This is a genomic window from Solirubrobacter pauli (assembly GCF_003633755.1).
In the GTDB taxonomy this organism is placed as follows: Bacteria; Actinomycetota; Thermoleophilia; order Solirubrobacterales; family Solirubrobacteraceae; genus Solirubrobacter; species Solirubrobacter pauli.
This window is the reverse complement of sequence record NZ_RBIL01000001.1, coordinates 63,307-74,680: the sequence shown is the minus strand read 5'-3', so window position 1 is coordinate 74,680 and position 11,374 is coordinate 63,307. Positions and strand designations below refer to the sequence as shown.

Below are 11,374 nucleotides of genomic sequence, written 5' to 3'. Positions count from 1 at the left end.
AAAAGTGTACCGTATGGTACATGTCCTCCCCAGTCACCGTCTCCGTCGATGTCCCCCAAGCCCGCCAGGACGTCTACGACTACCTCGACGTGATGGCCAACCACGAGGCCTTCACCGACCACATCCTCACCGACTGGAAGCTCTCCGGCCCGCCCACGGGCGTCGGCGCCAAGGTCGACGTCGTCACCAAGGCCGGCGGCATGTCCGACCCCGCGACCATCGAGGTCGTCGAGGTCGAGCCCGGTCGCATGATCCGCGAGCGCAACTGGGGCTCGAAGGGCAGGCGCGTCGCCACCGGCACCTACACGCTGTCCGACCTGCCCGACGGCGGCACGCACATCGAGTTCACGTTCGTGTTCGAGCAGGTGCCGGCGCGCGAGAAGCCGCTCGTCCCGCTCATGCGCCGGATGATCCGCAAGGGCAACGAGCGCGCGATGGAGCGCCTGGCCGAGCAGCTCGCCGGGGTTCACGCCGCGGCGTAGCGGGCAACAGGTCCTCACCATGGGGATCTCCTTGCCGGTGCTCGCCGCGTCGCTGTCATTGGCCGCGCCCGCCGAGCTGGTGTTCAACGCGGACGGCGGGCTGTACGGCCTCAAGGCCGACGGCAGCGCGAAGACGTTGCTCGTCGCCGACCCGAAGGGGCAGACCGTCGGTGACGCCGTGTGGTCCCCGGACGGCACGCGGCTCGTCTACTCGCAGGGCGACGAGGACACGTCGCGGCTGATGCTCAAGGACGCGACCGGGACGCACGCGGTCACGGCGCCGCCGGGCGACACGTCCGACTTCGCGCCCGCCTGGTCGCCCGACGGGACGGCGCTCGCCTTCACGCGCTTCCGGATCACCGAGGAGAGCCTCACGACGCAGATCGTCACCCACGACCTCGCGACCGGTGCCGAGCGTGTGCTCGTGACGCAGGACGGGCGCGTGCTGGACTCGGTCTCCGCGCCCGCGTACGCGCCCGACGGCGCGACGATCGCGTACACCTTCAACCGTTACGACCGCAACGCCGACAGCCTGCCCGAGATCCGCACGGTCCCGGCCACGGGCGGTCCCGCGAGGACGTTCATCAAGCGGGCCCAGGGCCTGACCTACTCGCCCGACGGGACTCGGGTCGCCTACGCCTCGATCGCCGACCACAACGGCAAGCAGTGCGGCTCGGACCAGTGCGCCTGGTCGGGCGAGCTGTACGTCGCCGCCGCCGACGGCTCACAGCCGCGTCGGCTGACCAAGGACGAGGGCGACGTGAGCGTCCCCTCCTGGTCGCCCGACGGCAGCCGCATCCTCTTCTCCTCCGACCGCGTGCTGCCTGACACCGACGCCGACGAGCTGTACTCGATCGCTCCCGACGGCAGCTGCCTGACGTGGCTGACCAACGGCACGCCCGGCAGCCGCAACCCTGCGTGGCGGCCCGGCAGCGGTGACGCGTTCACCGCGAGCTGCGATCCCGACACGCGTCCCCTCAGCTACACGCCGCCGAAGACGGCCAAGTACCGCGGCAACCTCTGGCTCGGAGCCCGGCACGCCGGCCTCCTCCTCACCAGCGCGACGGCGAGCTTCCTCTCCTATCGTGACTGCGAGCGCTTCCGCGGCTGCGCGCGCCCCGTCTCCCTCTACTCGGGCGACTCGTGCCAGCGCCGCTGGTCGCGGCACTACAAGCTCAGCGTCCGCCGTGGCTGGCTCGTCGCCGACTACGGGCTCGGGGAAGACGACCGCGTCGTCTTCGGCGGCGCGAGGGAGACGCTCGCGCCCAAGCACGTCGTCGACGACCTGCGGGTGCTCAGGCGCCAGACGCCGCGCATCCCGCGCTCGTTCGTCGGCCACCTCACGACCGCGCAGAAGGCCAAGCTCAAGCCGTACCGGCCTTGCTAGCCGCCCGGCACAACCCCCTGATGCCGACCACCTACGGACCGAACGACGCGACGCTCACCGTCCACACCAAGCGCGCGGGGGTCGCAGGCGCCGCCGGCCATGACCTCACGCTGCTGGTCGCCCGCTGGCACGCGACGGTCGACGACGACGGCGCGGTCACGTTCGAGGCCGATGGCTCGTCGCTGCGCGTGCTCGAGGGCACCGGGGGGATCGGCACGCTCGGCGATGACGACAAGTGGGCGATCGAGCAGCGGATCGACGAGGAGGTGCTGCGGGGCCGGCCGATCACCTACCGGGACGGTCAGTTGACCTTGAACGGCGTATCGCGGCCGCTCGAGATCAGCTTCGACGGCCGGGAGGGGCAGGCTCGCGTCAAGCAGTCGGACTTCGGGATCAAGCCCTACTCGGCGTTGTTCGGGACGCTCAAGGTCGCTGACGTCGTGGACGTGCGGGTGCGCAAGACCTAGCAGCGGGTGCCGCGCGGCGTTCGCGAAGTGGCCGTTGGGACCGTCGGTCGAGCGGCTCCGGACCGACGGGAGGTGCATGCACCTGCTTCCCGCGGATTGGATGGTGCGTCCAATGCGACGATTCATCGCCTTCGCCGGCACCGCCTGTGCGGCCGCGCTGGTGTTCGCCGGGCAGAGCTCGGCGTTCAACTACGTCTCTGACAGCAACGGGACCTGGTGGGGAATCCAGGACTTCGCGCCGCCGCGGGTCGACACGGGCAGCATCCGTGCGACCCAGGTCGGCGCGGGCCAGAACCCCGCCTACAGCACGACCATCAACGGCTTCGGCGGCATCAAGGTGTCCGTGCCCGGGGCGCCGCGCTTCAACGGTGAGCTGATGCGCGGGTTCGGCCTCCAGTTCAACGGCGCCGACGCCTTCAAGACGACGACCGCCGTCGAGCTCGGCGGGGTCGAGATCTCCCGCTCCGTGCTGATCAAGAAGGAGCTGCCGATCGGCACGGCGAGCTACGGCCGCTGGCTGGACTCCTTCACCAACACGACGGGTGCGCCGCTCACGATCAAGGTCGCGTTCGGCGGCCAGTCGGGCTACAGCGCGTCCGGGGCGAACGCCTCCGCGCTGGTCAACACGTCGTCCGGCGACACGAGCATCACCGCCGCCGACACGTGGGCGGAGGTCGCGACGCCGCTGTCAGGCACGACGCTCGTCGGCGGTCCGCAGGCGACGGTGATCGGCACGCCCGCCCCGTTCGGCGGGGCGATGACGTTCACCGGCAACTGGCTCAACGACACGTTCAACGAGCCGTTCGCGACCGGTGGCCACGAGGGCAACTTCCAGGCCTACGTGAACACGCTGACGATCCCGGCGGGCGCGACGAAGTCCGTCCTGCACTACGTCGTGCTCGGCAACCGGGTCACCGCCGCCACCTCGGACGCCGAGCGGCTGAAGGTGGAGACGACGTCCGCGTCGCTCGTCACCGCTCCCGACCTGACCGGCCTCACCGCCGCGCAGGTCTGCTCGATCGACAACTTCGCCATCACCGCCGACTGCTCCGCCGCGGGCACGGTCGCGCGCGTGCCGGTCCCGGCCAAGCCGGCGCCGGTCACCACGTCGGGCTACGACGTGGTCGAGAAGACGATCGGCCAGATGCGCGCGGACATGGAGTCCGGCCTGACGACCTCGGTCGCGATCACGCAGGCCTACCTGGACCGGATCAAGGTCTACGACCAGGGCCAGTTCGGCTTCAACGCGTACGAGATCGTCGCCGACGACGCGCTCGAGCAGGCGCGCAAGGCGGACGCGGCGCGCAAGGCCGGCAAGCGGTCGCCGGTCCTCGGAATCCCGATCGCCGTCAAGAACCTGTTCGACACCTACGACATGGCGACCACCAACGGCTCGCTCACCTTCGCCGGGTTCCGCCCGAAGAAGGACGCGTTCCAGGTGGCGAAGCTGCGCGAGGCCGGCGCCGTGATCATCGGCAAGGCCGCGCTCGAGGAGTACGCGACGAGCGGCAACTACTCCAACGACCCGTGGGGTCAGGTGTGGAACGCGTTCATGCCGTCCAAGTCGGCGCTCGCCTCCTCCGGCGGCACGGCCACCGCGCTCGGCGCGAACCTCGCGGCCGGCGGCCTCGGCTCGCAGACCGGTGACTCGCTGTACGCGCCGGCGTCCGGCGCGTCGCTGGTCACGCTGCGCGGCACCGACGGCCTGGAGTCCGGCAGCGGGATCATGCCGCTGTCCTGGCTGACCGACTTCGGCGGCGTGATGACGCGCTCGGTCCCGGACCTCGCCGACATGCTCAACGTCGTCACGGGCACCGACCCGGCGGACCCGACCACCGCGCCCGCCGACGCCGAGCGTCCCGCCGACTGGCGCAGCACGCTCGATCCCGACGCGCTGAAGGGCAAGCGGATCGGCTACATCCCGTCCACGTGGGAGGACCCGTTCGGCACCACCGGCACGGTCGAGGCGAGCAAGGCGGCGCTGAAGTACCTGACCGACGCGGGCGCGACGCTCGTCGAGATGGGCACGACCGTGGGTGACGCGAACACGCCGCCCGCGCCGGCCGTCAACCCGTCCGGCAACACGACGCAGGAAGGCTGGATGCAGTACATCGACGCGCATCCGGAGCTGGCCGAGCAGGGCTTCGACATCAAGAGCGCGGTCGACGTGTCGTGCTCGCAGAAGAAGGTCGAGTACGTCCGTCAGGACCCGAGCGCGTGCGCCGTCGCGCCCGCCCCGCGGATGACCGCGGAGGAGCTGACCGCGCGCCGCAACTACCGCCTGCAGTACAAGGCCAACGCGAAGACGTGGCTGGACACGGCGGGCGCCGACAACCAGGGCGTCGACGCCGTCGTCTACCCGGGCCTGCTGTCGGACATCTCGCTCAACGACGGCGGTGGCGGCAAGGCGAGCTTCGGCCGCCGCGACACCCCGGGCGCCGGCCCGGGCATTCCGACCGTCGTCTTCCCGGCCGGCGTCAACGACAACGGCCAGCCGATCAACCTGCAGCTGCTCGGCCGCGCGTGGGACGACGACAAGCTCGTCGGCATGGCCTACGCGTATTCGCTGCTGGCCGACAAGGCGGGCAAGGGCCACGTCGCGGCGACGACCGCGCCGGCGCTCAAGTACGTCAACGAGACGAGTGGCGGCGTCGGCGGCACGGTGCCGGCCACGCTGTCGCTGACGCTGGGCGCGCCGGCCACGTTCGCCCCGTTCGCGCCTGGCGTCGACCGGGAGTACACCGCCTCGACCGACGCGACGATCGTCTCCACCGCCGGTGACGCGGCGCTGACGGTCAGCGACCCGGGACACCTCGTCAACGGCCCGTTCTCGCTGCCGCAGCCGCTGCAGGTGGGGATCGCGCCGAACGCGTGGGGCGCGCCGGTGTCGAACGTGAAGTCGACGATCTCCTTCAAGCAGGTGATCGGCCGCACCGACGCGCTGCGGACCGGGAGCTACTCGAAGACGTTGACGTTCACGTTGTCGACGACGAACCCGTAGCGGAACGCCGTGCGGGGCGCCGTTCGCGGCGCCCCGTAGGCTGATGGTCGTGAGCGCGCTTCCCGTGTTGGACATCTCCGCCTTCCGGGCGGACCCGGAGGGCCCCGGCGGGGCGGAGTTCGTCGAGGCCCTGCGCGCCGCGTTCCACGGCATCGGCGCGGCCTACCTCGTCGGCCACGGCGTCTCGGACGCGCTCGTGGCCCGCGTCCGGCAGGTCGCGGAGGCGTTCTTCGCGCTGCCCGAGGAGGAGCGGCTCGCGATCGAGAACGTGCACTCGCCGCAGTTCCGCGGGTACACGCGACTCGGCACCGAGCACACCAACGGGCGACGCGACCTGCGCGACCAGGTCGACATCGGTCGCGAGGAGCCCGCGCCCGCGATCGCGCCCGGCGATCCGGCGTGGCTGCGGCTGCGCGGGCCGAACCTGTGGCCGGAGGGCCTGCCGGAGTTCCGCGCCGCGGTCACCGAGTACAACGTGGCGGTGGAGGCGGCCGGCCACGCGCTGATGCGGGCGGTGGCGCTCGCGCTGGGGCAGCCGATCGACCACTTCGAAGCGCTCGTGACGCCGCCGGAGGTGCTGACCAAGATCATCCGCTACCCGGCGCCGGACGAGACGTTCGCGACCGACCAGGGCGTCGGCGCGCACACGGACGCCGGCTTCCTCACGCTCCTGCACCAGGACGAGGTCGGCGGCTTCGAGGCCGACGTCGACGGGCAGTGGGTCGCCGTCCCGCCGCTGCCCGGCTCGTTCGTGCTGAACATCGGCGAGCTGCTGCAGCTCGTCAGCAGCGGCTACTTCCGGGCGACGCCGCACCGGGTGATCAGCCCGCCGGCGGGCGTCGAGCGCCTCTCGATCGCCTACTTCTTCAACCCGCGGTTCGAGGCGAGGATCGAGCCGGTCACGCTCCCGCCCGCGCTGGCCGCCGAGGCGCCCGGGGGAGAGAGCGCGGACCGGGACAACCCGATCCTCGCCCAGTACGGCTTCAACACGCTGAAGGTCCGGCTGCGCGCGCACCCGGACGTCGCCGCGCGCCACCACGCGGATCTGCTGGCTCAGTAGCGCAGCCGGTTCAGCGCGGTCATGTCGCCCGCGCGCCGCGCCCGCCGCTGGTGACGGCGTTGTAGACGACGAGCAGCAGCAGCGCGCCGCCGATCGCGATCAGCCACGTGCCGAGGCTGAAGAAGCTCGAGATCGAGCCGATCCCGACGGCCGAGGCGATCAGGCCGCCGACGATGGCGCCCAGGATCCCGACGGCCATGGTGCCCAGGACGCCGCCCGGCTCGTTGCCGCTGTGCAGTGCCTTGGCGATCGCGCCCGCGACGAGCCCGAGGACGATCCAGCCGATGATGCCCATGGTGTGTCTCCTTGGTCGGTGTCGGTACTTCTCACCGTGCCCGCGCCAAGGGGTTGGCTGCGTGGGGACTGCACCGCATCTTCGGGCGAAGATGCGCGGCAGCCCCCATGGCTGGGTCAGCTCGTGACGACCTGGCGGCCCTCGGACGGCTGGACGAGCACCCAGCCCTGACCGGACAGCCCGAGCTGGACGCTCTCGCCCGAGCCGAGGCCGATCAGCGACTTGGCCTGCATGTCGGTCTTCAGGTTCGTGCTCACGCCGCCCGACCAGGCGATCGCGGCCTGCGGGTCCACGAACGTCGGCGCTTCGGCGACGTCCAGCCGCAGCGGCTCGCCGTCGGACAGCAGCGCCACGAGGCCCGTGCCGCGAAGCTGGATGTTGAACAGGCCGCCCGCGAGCGCGCCCGTCGCGCCGCCCTTGATCCGCGTAACGTCCCACTCGATCCCCGCCTCGAACGCGAGGATGTTCTTGCCGTTGACGGTCAGCGAGTCGTTCTGGAGCGACAGCACGTGCACGAGCATCGCGTCGTTGGCCAGGAACAGCTCGCCGCTGCCGCTGGCCTGCATCAGCCGCAGCGCCTCGCCGGTCGCGGCCTTCTTGAGCATCCGGCCGAGCCCACCGCCCTTGTGCTCGAAGTGCACGTCGCCCTGGTAGGCGACCATCGAGCCGTTGCGCGCCATCACCGTGGTCTCGGACAGCTCGACCTTCAGCAGCCGCGGGTTCTGCAGCGTGAACGCCTCACCGGTCTCTACCTCGGCGTACTGGTCGAGCGGTGCGCCCATGTCCGTCATCTCGGCAACCTCCGTTGTGGGATGCGGTCGAGGGTACTTGCGAGGTTCCTAGCATTGCCGCGGTGCACGACTCGGGCAGGCCTCCGGACTGGTTGGACACGGCGGCCGTCGCCGTGCTCCGTGATCTGCAGGGCGCGGACCCGATCACCGCGCTGGCCGTCGTGGCTTGGCGCCCCGCATTCGGCCTGAACGGGCTGCACCTCGGGATCACCGAGGAGCCGGGGCCGCTGCCGCAGCTGGAGGACGACCTCGATCCGGACGACCCCACCGCGTCCGGTGGTGGGAACTGGGTGCCGCGAACGCTCGCCGGTCCGGCGCTGCTGGTCCTGGTCGCCGACATCCTCCGGGAGTCGCTCGCCGAGACCGAGGTCGGCTGGGCGCAGTCGCGCCCGCCGTGCCCGCACCATCCGCACCCGGCGCGGCCCGTCGTCCGCGACGGCGAGGCCTGGTGGATCTGCGGACGTGACGACGAGCCGCTGTACCGCATCGGCCAAGACGAGGTCCCTACGCGGCCCGGGCCCCCGCGGAGCTGGACCACCCCGAAGCGGAGCCGGCGCGCGGAGAAGCGCTCACACGGACGCCGACGTCACGGCTGAGTCGACGGCCTCCGCCAGCGGAACCGGTCGATGACGGGACCGGCGCCCGGGAGCCGCGAGAGCAGAAGCAGCAGCCCCACGCCGAGCGCGGCGCCGACGACGTTGAAGAGGAGGTCGTTCACGTCCGCGATGTGGCCGCCGCCCAGCAGGTGCGCGGTGACGAGCTGGGTCACCTCGATCGCCAGGCTGAGCGCCGCGGCGACGGCGAGCACCCGCCACCATGGCGTGCTGCCCACGACGAGCGCGACGAGCACGCCGAGCGGCACGAAGACGAGGATGTTCATGACCGCGTCGGCGGCCTCGTAGCCCGCCAACGGCACGAGCTCGAGATGCGCGTTCCACGGAACGTGGCCGCTGGAAGGCATGTCCAGGAAGATCGGGAACACCGTGTTCGCGACCACCCCGGCGACGTACACGCAGAGCGCGAACGCCACCACGGCGCGCGGCGCCGAGAGCCGGTCGCGACGGCGCAGGTGCCACAGCAACGCCGCGAAGACCACCGCGGCCAGCGGGACCACCACCGGCAGCACCGGGACTTCCTTGAACACGCGCGCGGCTCCTTCCGCTGGCTCGGTGCACGGCTGGCGGCGTCGTCCACACCGTCCCGAGCCATGCTAGCCGCGGCGACGCGCCGAGCGCCGGGCGTTCACGGCCCAGGCCCGACGCGTGCGCCGACGCGCTCCGTGACCGCTACGGCCGGGCGACCGCGCCGATCTCGACCGGCTTGATCGGCGGGTTGACGACCCAGCCGGGCAGCTGGATCGGCGTGAGCGCGCCGCAGCGGATGCAGATGATCGGCTCGTTGGGATCGGGCTGGGCGTGAGTCGCGGCCTGGGCGGCGGGGACGGCTGCGATCAGGCTCGCGGTGACGACGGTGCCGGCGAGGATGCGGCGGAACGGGCGGGACATACGAGCTCCTGTGGGGTTGCAGGGTCGCCGTGGTGGCGTGTGATCCACACAGAGCGCGAAGCGCGCCCCCAGATACATCGCCGGCCGGGATCCGTCAGCCTAGGGGCATGAGATGGCTCGGGCTGGTCGCGGCATCCACCGTTCTCGTCGCAGCCCCGGCGGCCGCGGCCGAGCGGATCCCGGAGCGGGAGGCGTTCAAGCTCCCGTCGATCGATCGGTGCGTGAACAAGAACAAGCTGACGCTGACCCTGCGCGAGCAGCCGTGGCAGGCCGTCACGGTCACGGTCGACGGCAAGCGGGTGGCGAGCTCCACGGACCGCCGGATCCCCCTGGCCGAGCTCCCCGCGAAGCGCTTCAAGCTGCGGATCTCCGGCCGCACGACGGACGGGCGCACCGCCGTGGCGAAGCGCACGTACCACCCGTGCGCGCCCGGCCGACCGAACACGGTGGTTCCGGACGGCGCGCCCCCGTCCAAGCTCGTCAAGCGCGACATCGTCCGGGGGACCGGCGCGCGCGCCCGGTCCGGAGCGACGCTGGTCGTGCACTACGAGGGCGTCGGCTGGATCAGCAAGAAGATCTTCGACTCGAGCTGGACGCGGGGCTCGACGTTCTCGTTCCCGCTCGGTGCCGGGCAGGTCATCGAAGGCTGGGATCAAGGGCTCGTCGGGATGCGGGTCGGCGGCCGCCGTGAGCTGATCATCCCGCCCGCGCTCGCGTACGGGGACGACGGCGTGCCGCCGGAGATCGCGCCTCGCGAGACGATCACGTTCACCGTCGACCTGATCGAGATCAGGCCCAAGGGCTAGAGCGGTCAGCTACGTGCGCTTGCGCCGCGGCGCCGCCGACCGTGGCGGGATCGCGCGCATGTGGTCGCGCACGGGCCCGAGGAGGTCGGAGAGCGCCTGCACGTCGTCAGGGCTGAGCGGCTCGAAGAGCAGCCGCTGGACGATCTCGATGTGGCCCGGGAAGACGGCGGCGAGGCGGTCGCGACCCGCGTCGGTGATGGTGACGGTGGTGCTGCGCTCGTCGTCGGCGGACGGAGCGCGCGTGACCAGGCCGGCCTTCTCCAGCAGGCCGGCCTGGTAGGTCAGGGCGCTGCGGCTGTACACCACGCCGTCGGCGAGGTCGGTCATCCGCGCGCTGCCCGCCGACGCGTCGCCGAGCGTGGCGAGCAGCTGGAACTGGACGTAGCTGAGGTCGCCGACCTCGCGCAGCTGCTGCTCGACCGCGTGACGCAGCAGGCTCGTCACCTCGATCAGGGCGAAGTACGCCCCGAGCTGGGTGGGGTCGAGGGACGGCGGCAAGTCGGGCATCCCGTCCAGTCTACGTGCTTCGAATTCGAAGCAGGGCAGGCGTGGCGAGCGACGGTCAGTAGAAGAGGAAGGGCCACCAGTTCTTCATCGGTCGGCCCGCGTCGTCGAGCGCGGCGTTGTCGAGGCCCGGCATGTTCTGGCGCCAGTAGACGACCCACCGGCCCATGCAGTCGGGCGCGAAGTCGCGGTAGCGCTCGAGCGGGGCGGGCGTCCACGGCACCGCGACCTGATCGCGCTGGCGCCACGTCTCGATCGTCGAGAGCACGGGGCCCTGGCCTTCGAGGTCGTAGTCGAACCGCCCGTTGGGCATGAAGTGCACGTTGCCGCCGGCGGACACCGACCGGCGACGGTGCCGGACGCGCTTGCGCCCGTACAGGTGCAGCATCGCGTAGTCGCGGAAGTAGCGCTCGTAGTAGGGGATCGCGCCGCAGGTCGCCATGCGCTCGAGCGAGTGGCCGAGGCTCTCCATCGCGCAGCCGACGCCGCGCGCGTGGTTCACGAACAGGACCCGCAGGCTGCGGCCGATCCACGGCGCGGTGTGCTCGCCGGAGTTGCCGGCGTAGCGCGCGAACCCGCCCGTCGGCGCCAGCGCCGCGTCGTAGCCGGCCTTGACCTCGATCGTCTCCCACGGCCACGTGTGATCGGTGTGGTCGGCGAGCAGCCACACCTCGTGCACGTCGCCGCTCGCCACGCGCGCCTCCGCGTCGATCAGCTCGTAGAGCGCGGCGTAGTCGAGGTGGATCCCGTTGGGCTCGCGCGGGAACCGCGCGGAGTTGCGGTCGACGTGCCCGGCCGGCTCGGTGAAGTCGAGGATCTCGCCCACCTGGTAGTCGAGGAAGATCGGCGCGGACGGGTCGCGGTACCCCTGCCAGCGGGAGGACTCCGCGAGCACGGCGCTGAGCGTCTCCAGCTGGCGGCGCGCCTCGGCCTCGCTCAGCCCGGTCACGAAGTTCACGCCGAGCACGCGCGGCCGCATCCGCCGGAGCTGGTCGTGGTGCTCGACCAGCCACGGGTCGCTGTTGACGGCGCTGTCGGCGTTCGGCCAGATCACGTCGCGCAACCTACACTCGCCC

13 protein-coding genes are annotated in these 11,374 nt (G+C 71.6%); 7 read left to right on the top strand and 6 right to left on the bottom strand.

Annotated features, from left to right (window positions below; genetic code table 11):
• Nucleotides 1-20: 20 nt before the first annotated feature.
• From C8N24_RS00395 to C8N24_RS00375, 5 genes are all read left to right on the top strand, one after another.
• Complete coding sequence (locus C8N24_RS00395) at nt 21-482, top strand: SRPBCC family protein (RefSeq protein ID WP_121246709.1); 462 nt, start codon at nt 21-23, stop codon at nt 480-482.
• Between the two features lie 19 nt (nt 483-501).
• Nucleotides 502-1,869 (top strand): PD40 domain-containing protein, encoded by a 1,368-nt coding sequence (locus C8N24_RS00390; protein ID WP_121246707.1) that lies wholly within the window; start codon nt 502-504, stop codon nt 1,867-1,869.
• A gap of 20 nt (nt 1,870-1,889) precedes the next feature.
• Nucleotides 1,890-2,336: a YceI family protein gene (locus tag C8N24_RS00385; RefSeq protein WP_121246704.1), complete on the top strand. Its 447-nt coding sequence runs from the start codon at nt 1,890-1,892 to the stop codon at nt 2,334-2,336.
• Nucleotides 2,337-2,448: 112 nt separating this feature from the next.
• Nucleotides 2,449-5,337 carry an amidase gene (locus tag C8N24_RS00380; RefSeq protein WP_170178743.1) on the top strand — a complete coding sequence of 963 codons (2,889 nt, stop codon included), beginning with the start codon at nt 2,449-2,451 and terminating at the stop codon, nt 5,335-5,337.
• A gap of 43 nt (nt 5,338-5,380) precedes the next feature.
• A complete protein-coding gene (locus C8N24_RS00375; protein ID WP_121246700.1) occupies nt 5,381-6,397 on the top strand; it encodes an isopenicillin N synthase family dioxygenase in 1,017 nt (338 codons plus the stop codon).
• 19 nt (nt 6,398-6,416) lie between these two features.
• Here the strand turns inward: C8N24_RS00375 and C8N24_RS00370 are convergent, their stop codons facing one another.
• Entirely contained in the window at nt 6,417-6,692 is a 276-nt protein-coding gene (locus C8N24_RS00370) for a GlsB/YeaQ/YmgE family stress response membrane protein (RefSeq protein ID WP_121246698.1), read from the bottom strand.
• A 116-nt stretch (nt 6,693-6,808) separates the two neighbouring features.
• A complete protein-coding gene (locus C8N24_RS00365) occupies nt 6,809-7,483 on the bottom strand; it encodes an AIM24 family protein (RefSeq protein ID WP_245971728.1) in 675 nt (224 codons plus the stop codon).
• Between the two features lie 62 nt (nt 7,484-7,545).
• On the opposite strand from C8N24_RS00365, the gene C8N24_RS00360 reads away from it, so the two are divergent.
• Complete coding sequence (locus tag C8N24_RS00360) at nt 7,546-8,079, top strand: hypothetical protein (RefSeq protein ID WP_147447520.1); 534 nt, start codon at nt 7,546-7,548, stop codon at nt 8,077-8,079.
• Here C8N24_RS00360 and C8N24_RS00355 read toward each other — a convergent pair.
• Complete coding sequence (locus C8N24_RS00355; protein ID WP_121246694.1) at nt 8,070-8,627, bottom strand: VanZ family protein; 558 nt, start codon at nt 8,625-8,627, stop codon at nt 8,070-8,072. The two genes, C8N24_RS00360 and C8N24_RS00355, sit on opposite strands and share 10 nt — an antisense overlap.
• 142 nt (nt 8,628-8,769) lie before the next feature.
• Entirely contained in the window at nt 8,770-8,988 is a 219-nt protein-coding gene (locus tag C8N24_RS00350; protein WP_121246692.1) for a hypothetical protein, read from the bottom strand.
• A 107-nt stretch (nt 8,989-9,095) separates the two neighbouring features.
• Here C8N24_RS00350 and C8N24_RS35665 point away from each other — a divergent pair, with 107 nt between their 5' ends.
• The gene (locus tag C8N24_RS35665) at nt 9,096-9,794 is read left to right on the top strand and encodes an FKBP-type peptidyl-prolyl cis-trans isomerase (protein ID WP_121246690.1); all 699 of its coding nucleotides are present in this window, start codon (nt 9,096-9,098) and stop codon (nt 9,792-9,794) included.
• Between the two features lie 9 nt (nt 9,795-9,803).
• On the opposite strand, the gene C8N24_RS00340 is transcribed toward C8N24_RS35665, so the two are convergent.
• Together C8N24_RS00340 and C8N24_RS00335 are read right to left on the bottom strand one after the other, a co-directional pair.
• Entirely contained in the window at nt 9,804-10,301 is a 498-nt protein-coding gene (locus C8N24_RS00340; protein ID WP_121246688.1) for a MarR family winged helix-turn-helix transcriptional regulator, read from the bottom strand.
• 55 nt (nt 10,302-10,356) lie between these two features.
• A complete protein-coding gene (locus C8N24_RS00335; protein WP_147447519.1) occupies nt 10,357-11,352 on the bottom strand; it encodes a hypothetical protein in 996 nt (331 codons plus the stop codon).
• Between the last annotated feature and the right edge of the window lie 22 nt (nt 11,353-11,374).

Excerpts from the sequence above, each read along its gene's own strand:
- C8N24_RS00395 (WP_121246709.1), top strand. The coding sequence starts at position 21 with ATGTCCTCCCCAGTCACCGTCTCCGTCGATGTCCCCCAAGCCCGCCAG.
- C8N24_RS00390 (WP_121246707.1), top strand. The coding sequence starts at position 502 with ATGGGGATCTCCTTGCCGGTGCTCGCCGCGTCGCTGTCATTGGCCGCG.
- C8N24_RS00385 (WP_121246704.1), top strand. The coding sequence starts at position 1,890 with ATGCCGACCACCTACGGACCGAACGACGCGACGCTCACCGTCCACACC.
- C8N24_RS00380 (WP_170178743.1), top strand. The coding sequence starts at position 2,449 with ATGCGACGATTCATCGCCTTCGCCGGCACCGCCTGTGCGGCCGCGCTG.
- C8N24_RS00375 (WP_121246700.1), top strand. The coding sequence starts at position 5,381 with ATGGTCGTGAGCGCGCTTCCCGTGTTGGACATCTCCGCCTTCCGGGCG.
- C8N24_RS00370 (WP_121246698.1), bottom strand. The coding sequence starts at position 6,692 with ATGGGCATCATCGGCTGGATCGTCCTCGGGCTCGTCGCGGGCGCGATC.
- C8N24_RS00365 (WP_245971728.1), bottom strand. The coding sequence starts at position 7,483 with ATGACGGACATGGGCGCACCGCTCGACCAGTACGCCGAGGTAGAGACC.
- C8N24_RS00350 (WP_121246692.1), bottom strand. The coding sequence starts at position 8,988 with ATGTCCCGCCCGTTCCGCCGCATCCTCGCCGGCACCGTCGTCACCGCG.
- C8N24_RS35665 (WP_121246690.1), top strand. The coding sequence starts at position 9,096 with ATGAGATGGCTCGGGCTGGTCGCGGCATCCACCGTTCTCGTCGCAGCC.
- C8N24_RS00340 (WP_121246688.1), bottom strand. The coding sequence starts at position 10,301 with ATGCCCGACTTGCCGCCGTCCCTCGACCCCACCCAGCTCGGGGCGTAC.